The 22,326-nt window shown below is 41.4% G+C and carries 15 protein-coding genes and 1 CRISPR repeat array; of the genes, 9 read left to right on the forward strand and 6 right to left on the reverse strand.

Going from position 1 to position 22,326, the window contains the following annotated elements; genetic code table 11:
- The first annotated feature begins 188 nt into the window (after positions 1–188).
- From petP to RS893_RS19190, 4 genes are all read left to right on the forward strand, one after another.
- Positions 189–383 (forward strand): cytochrome b6f subunit PetP, encoded by a 195-nt coding sequence (petP, locus tag RS893_RS19175; RefSeq protein WP_315786958.1) that lies wholly within the window; start codon positions 189–191, stop codon positions 381–383.
- A gap of 242 nt (positions 384–625) precedes the next feature.
- Positions 626–1,726: a Get3/ArsA fold putative tail anchor-mediating ATPase NosAFP gene (locus RS893_RS19180; protein ID WP_315786960.1), complete on the forward strand. Its 1,101-nt coding sequence runs from the start codon at positions 626–628 to the stop codon at positions 1,724–1,726.
- Between the two features lie 156 nt (positions 1,727–1,882).
- On the forward strand, positions 1,883–2,899 hold the full coding sequence (gene chlG, locus RS893_RS19185; protein ID WP_315792028.1) for a chlorophyll synthase ChlG: 1,017 nt from the start codon (positions 1,883–1,885) through the stop codon (positions 2,897–2,899).
- 165 nt (positions 2,900–3,064) lie between these two features.
- On the forward strand, positions 3,065–3,352 hold the full coding sequence (locus tag RS893_RS19190; protein WP_315786962.1) for a hypothetical protein: 288 nt from the start codon (positions 3,065–3,067) through the stop codon (positions 3,350–3,352).
- Between the two features lie 138 nt (positions 3,353–3,490).
- On the opposite strand, the gene RS893_RS19195 is transcribed toward RS893_RS19190, so the two are convergent.
- On the reverse strand, positions 3,491–4,450 hold the full coding sequence (locus tag RS893_RS19195) for an MDR/zinc-dependent alcohol dehydrogenase-like family protein (protein WP_315786964.1): 960 nt from the start codon (positions 4,448–4,450) through the stop codon (positions 3,491–3,493).
- Between the two features lie 37 nt (positions 4,451–4,487).
- Between RS893_RS19195 and RS893_RS19200 the strand changes: the two genes are divergently transcribed.
- Complete coding sequence (locus tag RS893_RS19200; RefSeq protein WP_315786966.1) at positions 4,488–5,510, forward strand: ChaN family lipoprotein; 1,023 nt, start codon at positions 4,488–4,490, stop codon at positions 5,508–5,510.
- 543 nt (positions 5,511–6,053) lie between these two features.
- On the opposite strand, the gene RS893_RS19205 is transcribed toward RS893_RS19200, so the two are convergent.
- The 3 genes from RS893_RS19205 to RS893_RS19215 all read right to left on the reverse strand — a co-directional run bounded on the left by RS893_RS19205 (position 6,054) and on the right by RS893_RS19215 (position 11,892).
- Positions 6,054–6,293, reverse strand: coding sequence for a hypothetical protein (locus RS893_RS19205; protein ID WP_315786968.1), 240 nt, complete (start codon positions 6,291–6,293; stop codon positions 6,054–6,056).
- Between the two features lie 238 nt (positions 6,294–6,531).
- Positions 6,532–9,237: a CRISPR direct-repeat array (repeat unit 37 nt; unit sequence GTTTCAATTCCTGATAGGGATTTTAAGTGATTTTTAC).
- Positions 9,238–9,501: 264 nt separating this feature from the next.
- Complete coding sequence (locus tag RS893_RS19210; protein ID WP_315786970.1) at positions 9,502–10,308, reverse strand: inositol monophosphatase family protein; 807 nt, start codon at positions 10,306–10,308, stop codon at positions 9,502–9,504.
- Positions 10,309–10,455: 147 nt separating this feature from the next.
- Positions 10,456–11,892, reverse strand: a complete 1,437-nt coding sequence (locus RS893_RS19215) for a BCD family MFS transporter (protein ID WP_315786972.1) — start codon at positions 11,890–11,892, stop codon at positions 10,456–10,458.
- A gap of 237 nt (positions 11,893–12,129) precedes the next feature.
- Here RS893_RS19215 and RS893_RS19220 point away from each other — a divergent pair, with 237 nt between their 5' ends.
- Entirely contained in the window at positions 12,130–13,080 is a 951-nt protein-coding gene (locus tag RS893_RS19220; protein ID WP_315786974.1) for an aldo/keto reductase, read from the forward strand.
- Between the two features lie 112 nt (positions 13,081–13,192).
- On the opposite strand, the gene RS893_RS19225 is transcribed toward RS893_RS19220, so the two are convergent.
- Positions 13,193–14,743 (reverse strand): DEAD/DEAH box helicase, encoded by a 1,551-nt coding sequence (locus RS893_RS19225; protein WP_315786975.1) that lies wholly within the window; start codon positions 14,741–14,743, stop codon positions 13,193–13,195.
- A 79-nt stretch (positions 14,744–14,822) separates the two neighbouring features.
- Positions 14,823–16,139, reverse strand: coding sequence for a 30S ribosomal protein S12 methylthiotransferase RimO (gene rimO, locus RS893_RS19230; RefSeq protein ID WP_315786977.1), 1,317 nt, complete (start codon positions 16,137–16,139; stop codon positions 14,823–14,825).
- 993 nt (positions 16,140–17,132) lie between these two features.
- On the opposite strand from rimO, the gene btpA reads away from it, so the two are divergent.
- From btpA to RS893_RS19245, 3 genes are all read left to right on the forward strand, one after another.
- Positions 17,133–17,981 (forward strand): photosystem I biogenesis protein BtpA, encoded by an 849-nt coding sequence (gene btpA / locus RS893_RS19235; RefSeq protein ID WP_315792029.1) that lies wholly within the window; start codon positions 17,133–17,135, stop codon positions 17,979–17,981.
- 104 nt (positions 17,982–18,085) lie between these two features.
- Entirely contained in the window at positions 18,086–19,075 is a 990-nt protein-coding gene (locus RS893_RS19240) for a vitamin K epoxide reductase family protein (RefSeq protein ID WP_315786979.1), read from the forward strand.
- 439 nt (positions 19,076–19,514) lie between these two features.
- Complete coding sequence (locus tag RS893_RS19245) at positions 19,515–21,716, forward strand: CHASE2 domain-containing protein (RefSeq protein WP_315786982.1); 2,202 nt, start codon at positions 19,515–19,517, stop codon at positions 21,714–21,716.
- The last annotated feature ends 610 nt before the right edge of the window (positions 21,717–22,326 follow it).

Below are 22,326 nucleotides of genomic sequence, written 5' to 3' on the forward strand. Positions count from 1 at the left end.
AATTTTAGTCATTTGTCATTGGTTAGTAGTTAGTAGTTAGTAGTTTTTACTCCTCACACTCCACCCTACGGGAAGCCACTTGCGTGTCTACACACTCCCCCCACCACCTCATCTCCCCACCTCCCCACCTCCCACTGGACACCGGATTCCGGTACACTGAGTCTTGGTTTATTGCATTGTGAGTTGGCATGGAAATCGGACAAAAAGTAAAGGTTCTTCGTTTGCGCGATCGCGTACCTGCTCCTATTGTTAAAAGACTAGGACAAATCGGTACTATCGAAGGTTACAAAATGACCGATGGTAGCGGTGTTGGCATCGTAGTCAAATTTGATGATAATTTTGCCACTTGGTTTTTTGAAGATGAACTCAAACTAGTGCAGTAATACTAATTCAAAAAATATTTAAGGGCAGATAACCCCACCCGCCTAACGGCACCCTCCCCGATCTCGGAGAGGGTTGGGGAGGGGTTCTCATAATTATTCATGTGTTGCATTCTTTTTTCAAATCGATATGAGCGATCAGCGGGGTGTCCTCTAAGTGCTGAACTTGAGAAGGAAGCTACTCAAATCAGCCGAGTGCTAAGTTGGAGTTGAAAAAATCGGCGGTAAAAAATAGGAATCAAGTAATGGCCCTGATATTGACATTTTTGGGCAAAAGCGGTAGTGCTAGGACAAAAGTAGCGATCGCCGCAGCCAAACAATTGGCAAGCCAAGGAAAGCGTGTACTTTTAGCTGGGAGTGCAGAACCAGCTTTGCAAATTTTGTTGGGTGTTCCTATTAGTTTTGACCCCCAAGAAATTGCTGCTAATTTGCACGTCGTTCAGTTTCAGACTTCTGTACTACTAGAACGTAGTTGGGAGGATGTGAAAAAACTGGAAGCACAATATCTCAAAACGCCCATTCTCAAAGAGGTATACGGTCAAGAACTATCGGTCTTACCGGGGATGGACAGCGCCCTTGTCCTCAACGCCATCCGCGAGTACTACGAAAGCGGTAAATATGACGCGATCGTCTACGATGGCAATGGCGACACCTCGACTTTGCGAATGTTCGGGATGCCAGAATCTCTTAGTTGGTACGTGCGGCGATTCCGGCAATTGTTTGTCAATTCCGATCTCGGTAAAGCAATTTCCGAATCGCCCTTGATTCAACCGCTAATTAGCACTTTTTTCAATATCAACTGGACATCGGATAACTTTGCCCAACCTACTAACCAAGTTAACAACTTTTTAGACAAGGGTAGAGCCGCCCTCGCTGATCCCAAACAAGTTGCTGCTTTCTTGGTAACAAGCGATGATCCTGTTGAAATTGCTTCTGCGCGCTATCTTTGGGGTAGCGCTCAACAAGTTGGTCTAACCGTGGGTGGTATTATTATTGTATCTAATGATACAGGTGTCCAAATTTCTGAGCAATTTACTCCTCTAAATGTGAGTATGGTTCCAGATGTCAAAACAGAGGACTGGCAAGCCCTCACTGATGCCCTACCCAACTTTGTAGAACAAGCGATACAAGCTCCCAAACCAATTGAAATTAACATCCAAGAACACAAAGTAAGCTTATTTTTGCCTGGATTTGACAAAAAACAGGTCAAACTTACTCAATACGGCCCAGAAGTTACTATTGAAGCTGGAGACCAAAGACGGAATATTTTCCTACCTCCCGCCTTGAGTGGCAGGCCTGTTACTGGCGCTAAATTCCAAAATAATTATTTGATAATCTCGTTTTAGGGAAGAGGTAATCGGTAATCGGTAATGGGTAATAGGAAAACTACCAAATTACCCTTCGGGTTCGCTACTTTGCCATCTCGGCATAAGCCAAGACGGCAAGTAGTCTCACCAATTACCAATTACAAATTATCAATTACCAATTTACAAGTACAGCCTATGTCTGATTCAACCCCCATTACCCCTGATTCCAGCGCACCCACAGACCAAGCAAATGGTACTGTTGACCGCAGTGCTAAAACCAGGCAACTGTTGGGTATGAAAGGTGCTGCACCTGGAGAAAGTTCGATTTGGAAAATCCGCCTACAACTGATGAAGCCAATCACTTGGATTCCTCTAATGTGGGGTGTAATCTGCGGTGCGGCTTCTTCTGGTGAATTTACTTGGACGCTAGAAAATGTCCTGAAGGCAGCAGTTTGTATGGTGCTATCAGGGCCATTGATGGCAGGTTATGTGCAAATCATGAACGATTACTACGATCGCGAAATTGATGCTATCAACGAACCTTACCGCCCAATTCCCTCTGGAGCAATTTCCATACCCCAGGTAATTACGCAAATTTGGGTATTACTTATTGCTGGTATAGCTGTTGCCTTTGCCCTCGATAAATGGGCTGGTAATGAATTTCCCACAATTACAATGATCGCGATCATCGGTTCATTTGTCGGCTACATCTATTCTGCCCCACCCTTGAAGTTGAAGCAAAATGGTTGGTTAGGTAGCTATGCCTTGGGTGCAAGTTATATTACTTTCCCCTGGTGTACTGGTCATGCTTTATTTGGGGAACTCAACTGGAAAATAGTTGTTCTTACCCTAATTTACAGTTTGGCTGGGTTGGGCATTGGTATCATCAATGACTTCAAGAGTGTCGAAGGTGATCGCAAACTCGGATTAAAATCACTGCCTGTAATGTTTGGTGTCACGACAGCAGCCTGGATTTGTGTGATCATGATTGATGTCTTTCAAGGTGCGATCGCTGGTTATTTAGTTTACATCCACGAAAATTTGTACGCTGCGATTCTGGCATTACTCATCATCCCACAAATTACCTTGCAAGATATGTATTTTCTGCGTGACCCCCTGACTAATGATGTCAAATATCAAGCCAGCGCCCAACCTTTCCTGGTCTTGGGAATGCTTGTGGCTGGTTTAGCAATTGGTCATGCTGGTATCTAGTGAACACTCAACAGTCAACAGTTATCAAAAACTGATAACTGATAACTGGTAACTGATAACTGATATCTCTTTAGTCAGAAGTCATGAGTGAGGAATGAAGAGTTAATATAACTATAACTTCTCATTTCTCACTCACATTTTTTGTAGATCTTCGCAATCATTGCCGTGTTGCAAATAATACATTTTCTTTTTCTTGCAATTCAAAAGCTGCTTGTACCTATTTGTTTTGTCAGCGCTTGGATATTGGTTACTATAGTTGTTTGGAGTCTGTGGGCTGCAACCCGTGATGGCGTCAAAACAGCCCAAAAAATGCACCAAATTCCCTGCGCCAGTTGTCAGTATTTCACCGATGATCATCGTCTCAAATGCACAGTCCATCCTTCCATTGCTAACACGGAAGAGGCCATACAATGCATAGATTACCAACCAAAAACGAATTCAATGTTTTATTAGTTGTTTGTTGTTTGTTAGTGGTTAGTGGTTAGTGGTCATTTGTCATTTGTTACTATTTATTCTCCCCACTGCCCCTAATCCCCTCCAGAGGACCGGGGAGTTCCCCATTGCCCCTAATCCCCACCTCCCTATCACCCACTAACAATTCTCCGTTTCCAATAGTACCTTTAACACACCTTTTGTTTGGGCATGTCTAAAAGCTGCTATTGCTTCTGCAAGTGGGTAACAGGCTTGAATCAGGGGTTGTACGTCCACTTTCTCTTGTGCAAGTAGGTCGAGTGCAGGTGCAAACGGCCCACAACGTGAACCAATCAGAGTAATTTCATCGACGACCAAAGAGGAAGCATCTAGACTGAGATTGCCAGCATAGGTGCTTTTTAGTACTAGCGTACCACGGGGACGTAAAGCACGGCGAGCGATCACAAATCCTTCTGCATTGCCTGTACACTCTACGGACATATCAAAAGTCCTGTCTGTCACTGCATCCGCGAAGCCTGTTTTGATACCTCGTGCTTCTAAGTTAGCTAGCTTATCACGATGGCGTCCCACCACCAAGAGGTCACAACCTGTCAAAGCGAGAGTTTGGGCTACTAATTGTCCTAGCTTACCATCCCCAACTACTAACACTTTATCATTTGGATGCAATGCTATCTGCTGCTGAATCTCCAATGCCGCAGCTACAGGTTCAGTAAATGTCGCTACTGCTGTGGGGACACTCTCTGGTACAAGATGCAGATTTTCTACAGGTAAACACAGATACTCAGCAAAAGCACCATTGCGGTTCACAATACCAAGCACAGTTCGGTTTTCGCAATGAGTCGAGTTACCGCTACGACAAAAGCGACACTTACCGCATACAGCGTTAATTTCGCCAACTACACGGCGATTGACTAAATTTTCTGGGCCTTGTTCCACAACACCGACGAATTCATGACCTAAAATGCCAGTGTAAGGGTAATATCCTCTGGTCAGTTCTAAATCAGTGTTACAAATACCAGCACATAAAACCCGTACCAATGCTTCCCCTGGTGGCGGTTCGGGAATGGGGATATCAGTACGTAATTGGAGTTGCTTGTTTTCTAGCCACAGTCCTTTCATATTAATAGCTGAACCTATCCAGCGTTGTGTAAAGAAAATGACACTATTTATGCAAACCAAGTTACTGGCATACGCAAGAATCTTAGCAAATGAACAGCAAAGCTTCCAAAACAAAAAACTATTTTTTTACCTTTTAACTTTTACTTTTTACTTTTTACTCTCGACCTTACCTGCTTGCGCTGAAACTGTCAAAAGTCCCTGTCCTCCCAAGTTAGTCATGGCTGCATCGTCCAGCAATATCGATACAATCTTTCCAGATTGGGATAAAAGTTGTGGCAAACCAGAGAATTTTATTTATAGTCGTCAACAAATGTTCGCGGAATTAGCAAAAGCAGATGTGGTGTATCTTGGAGAAACTCACGACAGTTCTGTGGATCATCAAAATCAACTACAAATTATTCAGGAACTCCAGCAGCGTCATCCGAAAATTGCCATTGCGATGGAGATGTTTCAGCGTCCTTATCAAGGTGCTGTTGATCAATATCTCGCGGGTAAACTCACGGAACAAGAACTGATAGAGAAAAGTGAGTACGAAAAACGCTGGGGTTTCCCTTGGGAAGATTACGCGCCGATTCTCCGCTTTGCCAAAGAGAAACAACTACCTGTTTTAGCTTTAAACACCCCGACAGAAATTACACGCAAAGTTGCAAGTCAAGGATTAGAAAGTCTTACAGTATCCGAAAGGCAATTTATTCCGCCTTTTTCGGAAATTCACACTGATAACGAAAAGTATAAACAATTATCACTACAAGCTTTTCAACAGCATCAAAATGCTGGACACGGTAATAGTTCTGGTGCTGAACGCTTTTTTTTGGCGCAAGTATTATGGGATGAAACAATGGCAGAAGGAATTGCTAAGTTTGTCAAAGCCAATCCAGATTATCGATTGGTAGTGTTGGCTGGACAAGGACATATTGTCTATGGTTACGGAATTCCTAGCCGCGTTGCACGTCGTCTTAGAGGTAAGAAGTTGATGCAGCTATCTGTTCTGCTGAGTCCTCCCCAAGAAACTATAACAAGTAAAGATGAGGTGGCGATCGCTGATTTTATTTTTAAATAATAGATTTAAGTAAGGTTTTGCGTATAAGTTTGGTTTTTTTAACGCAGAGGCGTGCGGAGGGTACGCAGAGGTACGCAGAGTTTTCTAATAATTTGTGATGGTTCCTTCTGCCATCTGCCTCTTCTACAGACAGTAGTTATTTCGTTACTTCAGCGTTATCTCTGGTGCGAAGAAGGCTGAGTGTGGATGAGATTAACAGTATCCAAAAACCACATCAGGTTACGAAAACCTATCTGGGTGGCAGCGATTGACACAATCACGACTAAGACTATAGTCCAGGGATTGTTTTGCGACATCATTTTTTCTTAAGGTTGTTGTCCAAAAAATGTTTGTGTTTCGTCCGGAATGCTGAACATTGACTTTGTAGCTTACAATAACACCACTCGATGGTGATTATGAATTAAATCTCCTAATTTTAAAGTGCTATACGTAAGTCTCACCACACTGCTACAACAGTGTGGTTTTATATTACGGTTTTTCATTCGCTTTCAATCTGACCAAATCATACGCCAGTTTAACTTTCATCAAATTAGGGCGAATCACCTACAGTTGATTTTCATATTCTTCTGATGTGTCTATTTCAGGTTCTTTATTATCTAATAGACTACTCCAATCGACTCCTTCTATTTCTATGGAGTCCTCATATCCATTAGCTTTAAGAATTTCTTTAATCAATTCTTCAACTGGAATTTTACGAATAGCAGCTTCTTGAATTAAATCTTTGCATACCTCATTCCAGTTGTCTGCACTTGACACCCGATCAATCAAGATTGCTTCTGCCATTCAGGTTTTGGAGACTCCCCTAGTATGCGCCTACAAAGATAGGCGAATCTCTTTTACTATGGGTAAATTGACAGGAAACCTACGATTCCTTTTTTTAGCAACTATTTTAGACTAGTCATAATTAATACTCTACTAGTTTATACTCCATTTCGTCGCTATTTAGTTACCAAAGTTTTACTAAATAGTTATTTTTTGGTTACTAAAATGGTAAACATAAATCGGGTAGGCGATCGCACCTGTTTCAATCCTTGATAGGAATTTTAAGTGATTTTTACAGCGATCGCTCTGTACGTATTATTTATTTCTGTGATTTTTACTCCGGCGGCATCATGCCAGGGCGATTATAGCCAAAGTGTTTCAATTCCTGATAGGGATTTTAAGTGATTTTTACTCTTTTGAGCTTGTCGCACCGTCACAGGCAATGAGTTTCAATTCCTGATAGGGATTTTAAGTGATTTTTACCTCACTATTCATTTGATTAACTGACGACTGGATCTGTTTCAATCCCTGATAGGGATTTTAAGTGATTTTTACACATCTTTGTGCTTTGGATCTGTAGGCTATTTTATGTTTCAATCCCTGATAGGGATTTTAGGTGATTTTTACCAAACACGGTCAGAGGTTGACTCACTCAAATAAACAAGTTTCAATCCCTGATAGGGATTTTAAGTGATTTTTACGTTGGATCGTTTACTCCATGCCCATGTGGGTTTTGTTTCAATCCCTGATAGGGATTTTAAGTGATTTTTACAATAAAGCTGTAGCTTTTCTTTGTAAGTCAAAAAGGTTTCAATCCCTGATAGGGATTTTAAGTGATTTTTACTTCGTTAAATTGATTGCTGAGTTCGAAATTCTCGGTTTCAATCCCTGATAGGGATTTTAAGTGATTTTTACGGAAGTGCTTGCAGCAACTCCAGGAGCGCCCGAAGTGTTTCAATCCCTGATAGGGATTTTAAGTGATTTTTACATGGATTGGGTATGATTCTTGTACAGATCTAAGTGGTTTCAATCCCTGATCCTGATAGGGATTTTAAGTGATTTTTACCCCTCAGCCATCTTGGCACAGGTAGAAAAACTAAATGTTTCAATTCCTGATAGGGATTTTAAGTGATTTTTACACGTATTTAGAATTACGTCATCTACTTTTGAATAGGTTTCAATTCCTGATAGGGATTTTAAGTGATTTTTACGAAAATTTTCCTGTTGTGAGAAAGACATTGTTTTATGAATGTTTCAATTCCTGATAGGGATTTTAAGTGATTTTTACCCAAAGCTAATTACTTTTTGGTCACCCACTTCCCTGTTTCAATTCCTGATAGGGATTTTAAGTGATTTTTACTTTATCCTCTTTAACTTACTTAAATCACGCTGAGTGAATGTTTCAATTCCTGATAGGGATTTTAAGTGATTTTTACTTTTTGTAGTTGTTGTCCAGAAGTCCCAATTTGCGGTTTCAATTCCTGATAGGGATTTTAAGTGATTTTTACAAAGTAACAACTTGTCTTTCCCCTACATCTAGAAGGTTTCAATTCCTGATAGGGATTTTAAGTGATTTTTACTACTCGTGGGGCAACCCCAGATCTGGCGTTTCCTGTTTCAATTCCTGATAGGGATTTTAAGTGATTTTTACCAATCAAACCTTTGGGCAAGCAAATAGTTATATTGTTTCAATTCCTGATAGGGATTTTAAGTGATTTTTACCTGCGTTTATAGCGTACCTGCTTATCCAGATTGTAGCGTTTCAATTCCTGATAGGGATTTTAAGTGATTTTTACAGTATTTTGTAGCGCCCAGATACATGAGAAAACTTAAGGTTTCAATTCCTGATAGGGATTTTAAGTGATTTTTACGAGATAGCCCCATTCGTCGGCACGTTGATCAGGGGTTTCAATTCCTGATAGGGATTTTAAGTGATTTTTACGGGGCTCTCCCAACCTTGCATGATAGTTACGCAGTTTCAATTCCTGATAGGGATTTTAAGTGATTTTTACCTTGCTTTTAACTGTTCGACTGTTTTCATCTCAGTTTCAATTCCTGATAGGGATTTTAAGTGATTTTTACTCTTATTTGACGATCCAGATTGTAGCTACGACGTGCGTTTGTTTCAATTCCTGATAGGGATTTTAAGTGATTTTTACGGATATTTCTCTTGCTCAACTGCAAAATAGTGCCGTTTCAATTCCTGATAGGGATTTTAAGTGATTTTTACCTGCTGCCACCTACTAGCTGAAGCTGGAAGTTGTTTGTGGTGTTTCAATTCCTGATAGGGATTTTAAGTGATTTTTACAGCACCATTTTCAGGCTTAAAGTATTGACTTGATAATGTTTCAATTCCTGATAGGGATTTTAAGTGATTTTTACGTGGCAGGTGTCGATGTCGGCTAGTTTTTCAGAGGCGGTTTCAATTCCTGATAGGGATTTTAAGTGATTTTTACCATCTGCTCTACCAAAATCAAATTGAATTGCGTGTTTCAATTCCTGATAGGGATTTTAAGTGATTTTTACATCGGCGTTACCTTTTTTAATCTCTAAACCGGAGTTTCAATTCCTGATAGGGATTTTAAGTGATTTTTACCAATTCAATTTGAAGATATTACGGGTACTGGTAAGCACTATGTTTCAATTCCTGATAGGGATTTTAAGTGATTTTTACCCATGTAGATCCCTATAGCTCCTGCCACCATCCGTGTTTCAATTCCTGATAGGGATTTTAAGTGATTTTTACCCGATGTTCTGCCTAGATCGTGGTATAGTGGTATAAGTTTCAATTCCTGATAGGGATTTTAAGTGATTTTTACCTCCTGACCTCAGCCGTGATGACTGGGGTGGGCATGTTTCAATTCCTGATAGGGATTTTAAGTGATTTTTACCCAAGAACGATATACAGAAGAAGATTTTACCGATCGGGTTTCAATTCCTGATAGGGATTTTAAGTGATTTTTACCGCCAACATCTACAACCCTTGCATTATTTAGTTTTCAAGGTTCAATTTCGTCAATCTAGAGGTGATTATAGCTTTGAGCGATCGCGTTGTCAAGATTGGCTTGTTCAAATTAGTCTTAAATCCTTTCCTGGCAAACATTTCCGCTTTTGCGTCAACCTCTTTTTGGGCTTACAATTCTGAAATACTTGAGGAGTAAAGCTTTCAACCCAAAATTTTCATGTTTTCTCCAAAACACCTACAGGTTGACGCTACTGTCTTTACTGTTCAAATCTTTAAATTTTCCAAATATGGCTTAAATGTAGACGCCAATTCTGGACGACTGACAACCAAAGTGGGGAAAGAGCGATCGCTATAATCAACTCCAGCAATCAAAGGAAAAGGTTCTGATTTGAGTGAGATCCAACTTCCTCCCGCAGCTTGAACTATTACCCAAGCGGCGGCTAGATCCCAGACTTTTGGTGTTGCTTCCACACCACCTAATACCGCCCCTGTGGCAACTGTCAGGAAGTTATAGCTAGCAACACCCAGCATCCTGATTTTACAAGGAAAATCTTTTTGGATTACCGAGGTGCTACGGGAACAGAGGTTAAAAAAGTGATGCTGACTAGGATCTTCTTCACTAGTTTGAATCGGGTAATAATTGCGAAAAGCCCCGGTGGAAGCTCCTAAACCCGATGAACCTTCCCAGAAACCATGAAATGACTCTTTCAGTGGTGGCACGTAAACATAACCAAATATAGGTGTGCCTTGATACAATAATCCCAGCGAAATTGACCAAATTGGAATACCGCGTGTAAAGTTAGTAGTGCCATCCAACGGGTCAACTACCCAACACCATTCTGTACCAGGAAAAACCTTACCACCCTCTTCCGTCAAAATTCCATAATCAGGAAATGTAGAGGCGATCGCATTTCGCAGTTCTTGATCAGCCCATTTATCAGCACGGGTGACTAAAGAACCATCAGCTTTATGGGAAGCTTGTACTTGCCCAAAATCTTCCATTAACTGCTTACCTACCCTGGCGGTAGTAATTTGGGCAAACTCTAAAACTGTAGTCCAAAGTTCAGTCATTTGATAAATAGTTAGTGGGTAGTGGTTAGTGGTTAGTGGTTAGTGGTTAATGGTTAGTGGGTAATAGAGTAGTGGGAAAAAATATCAATCACAAATCATCAATTACTTACAACCAACAACTAACTACTAACTACTAACTACTAACAATTAATCTAATTCGCTTTCCAATATAGATGCGATCGCTTGTTTCGCATTGCGTTGAAATTCTGTGACATTCACCCAATTTAATAATCCCAGCGCCAACAACATGACTACGGCTTGTATAGTAAACACCAATCCATATGCAAATAATGGCGTTGTCAATAAAGATTTACCCAAGTTTAGCACTGCACCGCCAGAAACCGTAGCGAGGGCCCTTGCCATTGCCTGTGCTAACCCCCAAGCACCAATAAACGTTCCGGCGGTTTCCGCAGCAGTCAGATCCAGCATTAAGCTTAACGCCCCAGTTGTAGTGACGCCAGAAGCAAAACCAAACAAGGTTAAACTCAATTGCAGGAATTTGGAATTAGCAGTTGTCCCTGCTAGGAAAATTATTATCAAACAGACTGCCACAGCCACGCATCCGAGCTTGGTTGTATTTTTCTTACCCAAACGCGGGGCAATCAAAAAGCCAGTTAAACTCAAGCCAATCAGCGTCCCTGTACCAAAAAAGGCATTGAGTTTTGTGGTTTCGGCAATAGTCATTTTAAAGACTTCACCACCGTAGGGTTCCAACACCGCATCCTGCATAAACAAGCTGAGTGTCATCAACAGCAAAAATGTGAAAAAGATTGCTGTTTGCCGGCTAGCAGTTAACACCTGCATTGCCATACCAAGAGTAATCTTATCTTCGCGGTTAATCGCTGTGGAACGCATGGTATAGCGAGAATATTTCTTTTCCACACCGACTGTTGATAGCAGACAAAGTGCGAAAGCAATACCTGGGACGATCAAAAACAAGCGATTGACTTGAGTTTGGATTACTTCTAGGGGTGCATCTAAGGCAATTTGTCTGAGCAAACCACTGCTAATAATTGCCCCAATAATAATACCCACCATCAGCATTGACCAGACAACCCCCACCAATTTTGAGCGGTTGTCTTCATCGGAAACATCGACTAACAACGCTGCAAAAGGTGTGGAACTAGCACTAATGGCAACTCCATAAAGAGCAAAGATCAAAGCCAGAAGTGCCGCCCAACCAGAGGTTTGAGTCGTCCAACCTGATTGCCAACTTATGCCCAGTTGCCAAACTACTTGCACAGCGAAAAATGAGATGATCGCAAATAAAGCTGCACCAACCCAAACGTAACCACTGCGGTGATAGCCAAGCAAAGGCTTGGTGTCTGACATTTGCCCAAACCACACTCTGATCGGAGCCACAAATTGATGCATTGCGATCGCCCCAGCTACAATTAGTGCTGGCACTCGCAATTCCTCAATCATGACTCGATTTAGCACTCCCAGAGTCAGAATCGACATGATGCCCAATGCCATCTGAAACAGGCCTAGTCGAAACATTGTCCATAGTTTCACTTTGGGAATGGATGTGGATTTTCCTGACTCGTTTGATTCAGAATTGGGTGACACATTACTAGTTGCCATAACCACTCCCAATCAAAACAGCAAAATTACTTCATACTAAACAAGATAAACCCATTTCTTCACCAAAATGTGTGTTTATCTGTGTTCCTCGGTGTGCATCTGTGTTCGTTTCTAAAACATAATATTTGCACCAGACACGCAGAACATTGCTTCTCTAATCAAATGTGTACCCTGATGAGATGAAATCTGTAAAGTTACACTAAATAAAGTAAACAAATGTAAATAGGTTTGATCAAAATGGAAACCATCACATTAGGGCAAAGCGGCCCTGTCGTCACACCCTTATGTATCGGTACTTGGGCTTGGGGCGATCGCTTATTTTGGAATTATGGCAAAGAATACGGATCACAGGAATTGCAAGCAGCATTTGATGCTTCCCTAGAAGCAGGTATCACCTTTTTTGATACAGCAGAAGTTTACGGATTCGGGCTTTCAGAAGAGTTGCTTGCCCAATTCCTCCAAAAAACCGCACAAAAAGTCCAAATTGCTACTAAATACGGGCCTTTTCCTTGGCGAATCACAGCCCAATCTGTTGCTGATGCCCTTACAGAAAGTCTCAAACGCCTCCAAGTTCAAAAAGTAGCCCTCTACCAAGTCCATTGGCCCTTTACTTTTTTAATGAGTCAAGAAACCTTAATGAATGCCCTCGCAGATGAAGTGGAACGGGGCAGAATTGCAGCAGTAGGTGTGAGTAATTACTCAGTCCAGCAAATGCGAGAAGCACACCAAATACTAGCTAGAAGGGGTGTACCTTTAGCTGTTAATCAAGTGCGCTACTCTTTGCTAACTCGCCAAATTGAAAGTAATGGAATTCTCCACACCGCTCATGAATTGGGTGTAACAATCTTAGCCTATAGTCCTTTGGCCCAAGGACTACTAACTGGCAAGTACACCATAGCTGGAGGCTCAACCCCCAGTGGTGCGAGAAAATTAGACTCACGCTTTAGCAAAGAAGGCTTGCAAAAAATTGAGCCAGTGGTATCTTTGCTACGCCAATTTGGGGAAAAATATAGTCGTACTCCTGCCCAAGTCGCCCTGAATTGGTTAATTGCTCAAGGCAACGTTATTCCGATTGCTGGGGCAAAAACAGCTCAACAAGTACGAGATAACGCAGGCGCTTTGGGCTGGAGATTAACTGACGATGAAATCGCCCACTTAGAAGAAGTTAGTCGCCCTTGGCTAAATTAAGTTAAGAGTCATTTGTCCTTTGTTATTTGTCATTTGTCATTTGAGCAATAACCCTTGACCCAATAATCACCTCTTTCCCAATGACCAATGAGTAATAACTATTGACCATTGACTACGAAGCAGACTCTCTAGCTGGATGAGAACTTACCTTTTTCGGCATCGGAGTATCCCGTCGTCCTGTCCGCAATTTGGGCTTGGAGGAACCGCGTTTGTCTCCTTCTGCACCTACTTCTGATGATACCCAAGAGGAACGGCGACGGTGTTCACCACTAGACTCGCGATTAGATTCGCGACGACCGCCACCCCGTAGTTTAGGTTTGGGAGTGGGTCGGAGGTCTTCTTCGGGATAGTCAGCTTCTGACAGCAACCAAGCAGGACGAGTTTGGTCGTAGGCAATTTGTAATGCAGCTGCGGCGATCGCATGAGCGTCATATTTTTCGCTCAGCTGGCTAACGATAGACAAAAATGAAGCCATACGTTCACCCACCAAAGCTTCTTGCACCTGGGTTTGTAATTTTTCCAGTTGTCTAGCTTCAATTTGCGCCCGTGTGGGGATCGAAAGTAGTTGCCAACTTTGACGCACATGGCGCTCAAACAACTGCTGCTTGCGTCGTTCAAAGGGCTGCACCAAGGTGATTGCTGTACCTTCTTTACCAGCACGACCAGTACGACCGATACGGTGGACATAGGTTTCGACGCTGTCGGGTAAATCAAAGTTAATCACGTGGGATAGTTGGTCAACATCCAAGCCCCGCGCTGCAATATCAGTAGCTACTACCCAGCGCACTTGACGATTACGGAATCGAGTCAACAAACGTTCCCGCGCTTGTTGGGATAAGTCACCGTGGTATTCATCAACGCTGTGACCAGCAGCTTGCAATTGATTGGTGAGTTCAGCAGCCGTGCGTCTAGTGCGAACAAAGATCAAAGCTGATTCTGGATCTTCCATTTCCAGGATCGGCTGTAAAGCTTTGACTTTTGACCAATGGCGCGGCACTAGATAAGCTACCTGATTAATTTTGTTCGGAGCAGCTTTTGGTTGTTCAACGGCAACTGTGACTGGATCATTGAGGAACTTATTCACCAGCTGCCGGATGGATGGCGGCATTGTGGCGGAGAATAAAGCTGTCTGTCGTTCTTGGGGTGCTTGGGAAAGAATCTTTTCCACATCATCGATAAAGCCCATGCTGAGCATTTCGTCGGCTTCATCTAAAACAAACCATTTCACATGATCCAGCTTCAAGCTACCCCGTTCTAGCAAATCTATGACTCGCCCTGGTGTACCCACGACCATGTGAACGCCGCGCTTGAGTTGTAAAATTTGGCGGTCAATAGATTGACCACCGTAAATTGCCATGACACGCAATCCTTCGTTGCCAATAAATTCGCAGATGGCATCTTGAACTTGAATTGCTAGCTCACGGGTTGGGGTCAAAACTAGTGCTTGCACTACTTTTTGACTGACGTCCAGCCGCTCTAGAATTGGTAAAGAGAAAGCAGCTGTTTTACCTGTACCTGTTTGGGATTGACCAACCACATCGCGACCGGCTAAAAGTTGGGGAATCGCTTGGGCTTGAATATTGGTTGGTGTGGTAAAACCAATTTTTTCAATCTGCTCAATCCGTTCTGGTGAGATACCTAGTTCTTGAAAAGAAAGTGTCATTAACTCTCCTAGTTTGTATTTGGTTATTAGTTATTGGTTAGTGGTTAGTGGTTAGTTGTGTACTACTAACTAACAACTACTAACTACTAACTATTCCGTACAAGTCGTACGTATCAGCTTCTTTGATGGTTACTGGTACGATAGTTCCCAATCTTGCTTGCCCACGAACGTAAACTTGACCATCTACTTCCGGGGCAAATCTAGCCGAACGACCGATTAATTCTCCTGTTGAAGGATTTTCTTGTTCAATCAAAACATCAACGACTCTGCCAATTTCTTGCTGATTTTTACTTAGAGAAATCGGCTGTTGCAGTTCCATCAATATGTCCCGCCGCTCGTCTTTGATTGCTTGCGGCAACTGATTGGGTAGGTTGTAGGCTGGTGTTCCTTCCTCTGGAGAGAAGGTGAAAACACCGACATGGTCAAATTCATGGCGTTGGATGAATTGAAATAGATGCTGAAAATGTTCATCACTTTCGCCAGGAAACCCAACAATAAATGTTGTCCGCAGTACCGCCTGTGGTAGTGCCTCCTTGATGCATTCGATAATTGCATCGTTAACTTGTCCTTGCCAAGGACGGTTCATGGCGCGGAGAATTTCGGGATGGGAATGTTGCAAGGGCAAATCCAGATAAGGTAAGACATTGGGTGTTTCACGAATTGCCGCGATCACATCTGGAGTTAGTCCTGTCGGATAAGCGTAGTGCATCCGAATCCACGGCACGTCTACTTTCCCCAAAGCACGAAGCAATTCGGCTAATTTAGGCTTCCCGTAGATATCTATACCGTAATTTGTGGTGATTTGGGAAATCAAAACGATTTCCTGTACCCCTTGACTTACTAGCTGTTCAGCTTCCGCGACTATTGATTCTATAGTACGCGATCGCTGGTTTCCCCGCAGATGCGGAATGATACAAAACGCACAGCGATAGTCGCATCCTTCCGCAATTCTGACATATGCCACACCTTCGGTTGTAGTGCGATAGCGGGGTGTGGTTTCATCGGCTATGTAAGTTGGTTCGGCGCTCACTTCTTTGACGCGATCGCCCTGTTCTACTCGTGCAATCACATCAACGATTTTGTGATAATCGCCTGTACCTACTACCGCCACTGCTTCGGGCAACTCTTCCAACAACTGCTCTTGGAAATGTTGCGCCATACAACCTGTGATGACAATTTTTTTATTCGCCTCTGCCAGTTCTACCAAAGTCCTGACAGATTCTTCCCGAGCTGCTTCAATAAAACTACAAGTATTAACAATAACGTAATCTGCTAACTCTTCATTAGAATCTACGCCATAGCCTGCTTCTACCAGCAGTCCTAACATATGTTCTGTGTCTATTCGATTTTTTTCACAACCCAGGTGAGATATTGCAATGGTTGGTTTTTCACCCATACTAGAAATATAAAGTTTTCAGTTTTTTTGCACTCCAAAAGTTAATTCTTAACTAAGGATTTTCAGACACTTGCTCAAGAGCCAAACTCTTTTACATCATGCCTGCATGACAAAATCCGAACGCAACCACACCGAATGTATGACCTCGATGAATTGCACAGAGATCATGCTATGATTTTCTTACTATTGTGTGTTTCCAAGGGAAAAACAAATAGTTTTTGGGTAAAATAGACACTCGTAATTTTTGGTGCAAATTGCTTTTGGTATTTTACATTACCGCAGCGCGTGCGTTGTGAATCTACTCTACCCTAAAAGGAGCCACTTTCCCCTATGGGATGTGTGGTGAGAAGTCGCTACCATCTAGGAAAACACGCACTAAAATTAACGCCTTGACAGCGGTAATGCTACCAATCAGTTCAGGTTTTACCTGCAGCTGTAACAGACTCTTTAGCTGTTCGAGGAAGAACAGCTACCTTACGGAAAGCCGCTTGGCGTCTTGTGCGTCTTGTGAGTTGCAAACTCCTCTTGTAAACAGTTTTTATCTTAACATATCTTATGGAAGGTTTTACGTTAATTTCCATCTTAAGGGGGAGGCGGAAAACCGATCAGCTTAAAAAAAGTTGGAAAAGTTAGTCAAAAGTCAACAGTCTAAAGTCCTAAGTCAACAGTCCAGAATTCTCAGTCTACAGGATATTGACTGCCAATTTTGGATTATGGATTTTAAATTTTGGATAAAATTTTTTAGTTTATGTTCTAACTGCTAGTCAGACGGAACAAAACAAAAATTAACAATCTAGAATTTGTCAGCCCTTGAGTGGGAGAAATCCACAATCTCCAGATTATTTCGGTTTATGCCCACCCCCTTGTGGTCAGGGTCAATCCAAGATCTAAAATCTAAAATCTAAAATCCAAAATCTATTGACCATTGACCATTGACCATTGACTATTGACTATTGACTATTGACTCTGGACTGTGTGTTACGGATTAAAGACGTGGACTTATATCAGCTATTTAAAACCCGCACACCGATTATTGGTGTAGTTCATTTACTACCATTACCTACCTCGCCCCGTTGGGGAGGTAGCCTAAAAACAGTAATTGACCGTGCTGAACAAGAAGCAACAGCTTTAGCCAGTGGCGGAGTTAACGGTATCATTGTAGAAAATTTTTTTGATGCACCGTTTAGTAAAAACCAGGTCGATGCCGCAGTTGTTAGCGCCATGACTGTAGTAGTGCAGCGGATACAGAATATGGTGACGCTGCCCATTGGCATTAACGTTTTACGGAATGATGCCAAAAGTGCGATGGCGATCGCTAGCTGTGTGAGGGCGCAATTTATCCGTGTGAACGTCCTCACTGGAGTTATGGCAACCGATCAAGGTTTAATTGAGGGAGAAGCCCATCAATTACTGCGCTATCGGCGCGAATTGGGTTGTGATGTCAAAATCTTCGCTGATGTCTTAGTTAAGCACGCTCGTCCATTAAGTTCGCCAAATCTGACTGTAGCAGTGCAAGATACAATCGAACGGGGTTTGGCAGACGCCGTGATTTTGTCTGGTTGGGCTACAGGTAGTCCACCTAACCAAGAAGATTTGGAATTAGCTGCACAAGCAGCAGCAGGCACACCAGTATTTGTTGGTAGCGGGGCATCTTGGGAAAATGTTGCGACATTGTTACAAGCAGCAGATGGAGTGATTGTCTCTAGTTCCTTAAAACGTCACGGTCGTCGCGAACAAACAATTGACCCAATTCGTGTTAGTCAATTTGTAGAGGCCGCACACCGTAGCTGGAACAACAGGGGCGATCGCAAATCTATTTCTTCTGTAAGCCTAAAATCATAAACAAACATGAGAGGAAGGGGTAAAGGGGAAGGGTAAAAGGATAATAATATTCGTTCCCTTTAACCTTTACCCTTTAACCTTTACCCTATTTACTGAACCTGCTTATGAAACGCCGCCTTTCTTCTACCCCTTGGATTCATCGTCGATCGCGTTTGCTAATTGGTGCGATCGCTATTTTAGGTGCATTAACCACTGCTTACCTGACCATAGTTAAATTTAGCCAAAGCTCAGCTGCTTGTCCTACTAAAAGTTGCGATATTGTACTACAGAGCGATTATGCGACGGTTTTCGGACTGCCTCTGGCTTTGTTCGGTTTTTTAGCTTATGTGAGTATGGCAGTTTTTGCCTTAACCCCGTTGGCTGTCGACCCAGTTAAAAAGAAAGATTCTCGAAAAAAGCTGGAAAATTTAACTTGGTTGCTGCTGTTGATCGGAGCGATCGCTATGTCGGTGTTCAGTGGTTTCTTGATGTACCTGCTGGTATTCAAGATTAAAGCATTATGTATCTACTGTGTTGCCTCAGCAATTTTTTCCTTAAGTATGTTAGTCCTAACTATTGTGGGTCGTGCTTGGGAAGAAATCGGGCAAATCTTTTTTACTGCCATTGTTGTCGGCATGGTAACGTTAGTTGGGACTTTAGCTATTTATGCTCCTCCACCAAATAATAATAGTGGAGTTACTATTGTTGAAAATTCCGGCAAACCAGCAATCATTAGTTTCAGACCAGTGGAAGAACCCAAACCAGGGGTTGGTTGGGAAGTTACCACTACCTCCGGCGAGGCAGAAATTGCCCTTGCACGTCACTTAAAGCAAATAGGTGCTAAAGAATACATTGCTTGGTGGTGTCCTCACTGCCATGAACAAAAATTACTTTTTGGTAAAGAAGCTTACAGCGAAATTGACCATATAGATTGCGTTCCTATTGATAACCCAAATGGTCTAAAAGATGAGTGTAGAGCAGCTAAAATTCAAAGCTACCCGACTTGGATTATTAATGGTAAAACCTATGCAGGAGTGCAAACTTTAGAGCAGCTAGCAAACATTAGTAATTACGCAGGCCCACGTAGTTTTAAGTATGTTTTAAAACAAGCATAAATGCTGTTCTCAGTAGATTTTACTCTAGCAATCCTATTTGAGTTGTAAACTATTACATTGCCCAGATCCCCTACTTTTCTAAAAAGTTGGGGATCTTGTTTTTCACAAATGATTTAGGATTGCTATAGTTATACCAATTTTGGATTTTAGATTTTGGATTAAAACCATTGATTAATTAGCTATTCCAGGATTTTGAAACAAGACTACCGCTTAGAAATTTAGTATTAATTATCACAGGTATTACGTAAAAATTGACAAGAAGCTGAATTTATTTAAGAGTAGAACGCCAAGGGTTCGTGAGTGTCCGTCAGTCCTGGTCTATTTTGAGAATGTTTATCGAACTCACATTTTGTTATGCATAATTTTGACTTGTCGATTGATATTTGTGTCAGTACTCTTTTGTTATTTAGTCGTAAATTAACTGCCTACACCTAAACCCATGAATAAGCAGCAAGGCAAACGTTTCGTGAGGTTAATATTCCTGTTGAAAAAATTTTTGTGTCGAGGAAACAGAGAATTTGTCACTGCCTCTAGCGTTGCCATCTGCATTTTACTATTGCGTTTTTTTGGATTATTGCAATCTTTAGAATGGGCAGCTTTAGATCAATTTTTTCAACTACGGCCTATCGAAACACCAGAAGAATCAATTACTATTGTTGCAATTGATGAGGCTTCTTTACGTGAGGTTGGTTCTTGGCCAATTCCCGATGGTGTAATTGCTGAAGTTTTACAAAAATTACATCTCCAACAACCACGTGCTATTGGTTTAGATATTTTTCGAGATTTAAAGGTAGAACCTGGTCATAAAAATTTGTTAAATACTTACAAATCAATACCAAACTTGATTGGGATTGAATTGCTTTCCAATAAGCAAAATAATAGTGTTGCACCACCACCAGAATTAAGTAAAGTTAAACGAGTGGGTTTTAACAACATACTACTAGATGCTGATGGCAAAGTACGTCGTAGCTTATTGTACTGGCATGTTGAAGACCAAGCACACGAAAGTTTTGCTTTAAAGTTGGCAAAGCTTTATCTTCAGGCAGAAGGTATTAGAGCCAAAAAAGCTGTACAAAATCCCAAGAATTTACAGTTAGGCAAGGCTGTATTCCATCGTTTTCAACCCCATGATGGTGGCTATGTAGGGGTTGATAATAAAGGCTATCAAATATTGTCAAATTTTCCGAAATTAGCTTGTAGAAATTCATTCTCAGATATTTGTGCCTTCCGTAGGGTTTCCATGCGAGATGTGCTAACTGACCAAGTACCTCGCCAGTGGATTCACAATCGCATTGTTTTAATTGGTTCTACTGCACCTAGTCTTCAAGATATGGTGCTAATTCCCTACTCCAGTCGGTTGATGGGTACGGCAAAGCCTGTAGCAGGTGTGGAACTGCAAGCCTATTTTATCAGTGAATTTATCCGCGCTGCTCAACAAGGAAGACCTTTACTCAAAGTCTGGCCTGACTTGATAGAAGGGTTATGGATTTGTGTTTGGGCTTATGTGGGTGCAGCAACGAGGTGGCGAGTACGGCGCTTGAACAGAAGTATCTTGAGTATCCTGTTGTTTTGCTTGGTGTTGCTTGGTAGTTCTTATATAGCTTTCTTGTTTGGTTGGTGGATACCAATGGCCCCTGCTTTACTTAGCTTTGGTGTCTCAGCAATTGTCATGACGTCGCAAATCGCGCACATGCAGGAAGAGTTAAAACGATCTAAAGAGTTCTTGCATCAAGTTATTAATACAATTCCTGATCCAATTTTTGTTAAAAATGAAAAACATCAATGGATTGTTTTAAATGAAGCTTATTGTCAATTAATTGGTTATCCCAAGAGTTTATTACTAGAAAAGTCAGAGTATGATTTTTTCACTGAAAAAGAAGCTGAGTTGTTTCGTCAGCAAGATGAATTGGTGTTTCGATCGCAGCAACCCCAAGAACATGAAGAAGAATTTACTGATGCTAAGGGTAAGACTCACTTTATTTCCACTAAGCGATCGCTTCATAAAGATGGCGCCGGTAATTTCTTTTTGGTGGGGGTGATTCGTGATCTCACTGAACGTAAACTTCTAGAAGATGAACTCAAGCGCACTGCTGCTGAGTTATTCCGTTCTAACAGTGAATTAAAGCTTCAAGAAGATCATTTACGTTATTTGGCATATCACGATCCTCTGACTGGTTTACCTAATCGGAAGTTATTTGCTGAACAACTACACGAATCTGTGGTATGGGCGCGCAATAATAAATTGTTACTAGGACTGCTGTTTATTGATCTGGATGGCTTTAAGCAAGTCAATGATAGCCTTGGACATGAAATAGGCGACCGCCTGCTGATCACTGTTGCTCAACGCCTCAGCAATTGTTTACGAGGTAGTGACACTGTTTCTCGCTTGGGTGGCGATGAATTTACCGCAATTTTACGAGCAATCCCCAAACTAGAAGTAGCTGCTATAGTGGCTGAAAAAATTTTAGCAACCATCACCGAGCCAATTGTCTTGGATGGACACACTATAAAAATATCCGCCAGTATTGGCATTAGTGTTTATCCTCTCAATAGTCACGACTATGAAACTTTGATTAAACAAGCAGATGCTGCAATGTATCATGCTAAGCGTTTGGGAAAAAATCGTTATGAATTCAGTTAGTACTAGTTTGCATTAATTCGTAGTGTTTTTAAACGCAAAGAAACGCAGAGTTTGGCTAGGCTAGAGGAATTTCGTTATAAAATTGGCCCAGCTTCACAAAGAATTGGTATAACTACTAATCACTAACAACCTTTGTAGAAAAATAACATTATTTTCTAGCAGAGCGCCGTTGAAACTATATAAGTATTTTTACAGTGAGTGAATTTCCTGTTATTAGCATAGTCATTTACTTTAATGTTCAGTATATCTACTGGAATATTAATAAGTAAATAATGTTTTTTTGTAAATTTTTCCGGATGAAAAACAGTCATACCAACAATTTTACTTATAAATTAAAGTCTTGTCCCATATGCATTTGAGTACAAATTTAAGGTTCATAAGTATTTGTGATTTTCCTAATATAGTACTTACTCGTAAGATTATTAATAAATTATTAAAATTAGTTAAAGTATCTAATGTGATTGTGGTATTTATGGTTAAAGTACTACTTTGGATAGATGTAAATGCCATGAGAGTAATAGAAAGTAAACAAAAAGAAGGTAAGTGTCTATACGATAAAAAGTTTACATCCGAGCTTGATTAATAAAAAATTTGTGCTTTTCACTCAGTG

Source organism: Fischerella sp. JS2 (assembly GCF_032393985.1).
GTDB lineage: Bacteria > Cyanobacteriota > Cyanobacteriia > Cyanobacteriales > Nostocaceae > Fischerella.

Excerpts from the sequence above, each read along its gene's own strand:
- RS893_RS19180 (WP_315786960.1), top strand. The coding sequence starts at position 626 with ATGGCCCTGATATTGACATTTTTGGGCAAAAGCGGTAGTGCTAGGACA.
- rimO (WP_315786977.1), bottom strand. The coding sequence starts at position 16,139 with ATGGGTGAAAAACCAACCATTGCAATATCTCACCTGGGTTGTGAAAAA.
- petP (WP_315786958.1), top strand. The coding sequence starts at position 189 with ATGGAAATCGGACAAAAAGTAAAGGTTCTTCGTTTGCGCGATCGCGTA.
- RS893_RS19205 (WP_315786968.1), bottom strand. The coding sequence starts at position 6,293 with ATGGCAGAAGCAATCTTGATTGATCGGGTGTCAAGTGCAGACAACTGG.
- RS893_RS19210 (WP_315786970.1), bottom strand. The coding sequence starts at position 10,308 with ATGACTGAACTTTGGACTACAGTTTTAGAGTTTGCCCAAATTACTACC.
- RS893_RS19200 (WP_315786966.1), top strand. The coding sequence starts at position 4,488 with ATGACACTATTTATGCAAACCAAGTTACTGGCATACGCAAGAATCTTA.
- RS893_RS19240 (WP_315786979.1), top strand. The coding sequence starts at position 18,086 with ATGAAACGCCGCCTTTCTTCTACCCCTTGGATTCATCGTCGATCGCGT.
- chlG (WP_315792028.1), top strand. The coding sequence starts at position 1,883 with ATGTCTGATTCAACCCCCATTACCCCTGATTCCAGCGCACCCACAGAC.
- RS893_RS19195 (WP_315786964.1), bottom strand. The coding sequence starts at position 4,450 with ATGAAAGGACTGTGGCTAGAAAACAAGCAACTCCAATTACGTACTGAT.
- RS893_RS19220 (WP_315786974.1), top strand. The coding sequence starts at position 12,130 with ATGGAAACCATCACATTAGGGCAAAGCGGCCCTGTCGTCACACCCTTA.
- RS893_RS19215 (WP_315786972.1), bottom strand. The coding sequence starts at position 11,892 with ATGGCAACTAGTAATGTGTCACCCAATTCTGAATCAAACGAGTCAGGA.
- RS893_RS19225 (WP_315786975.1), bottom strand. The coding sequence starts at position 14,743 with ATGACACTTTCTTTTCAAGAACTAGGTATCTCACCAGAACGGATTGAG.
- RS893_RS19245 (WP_315786982.1), top strand. The coding sequence starts at position 19,515 with ATGAATAAGCAGCAAGGCAAACGTTTCGTGAGGTTAATATTCCTGTTG.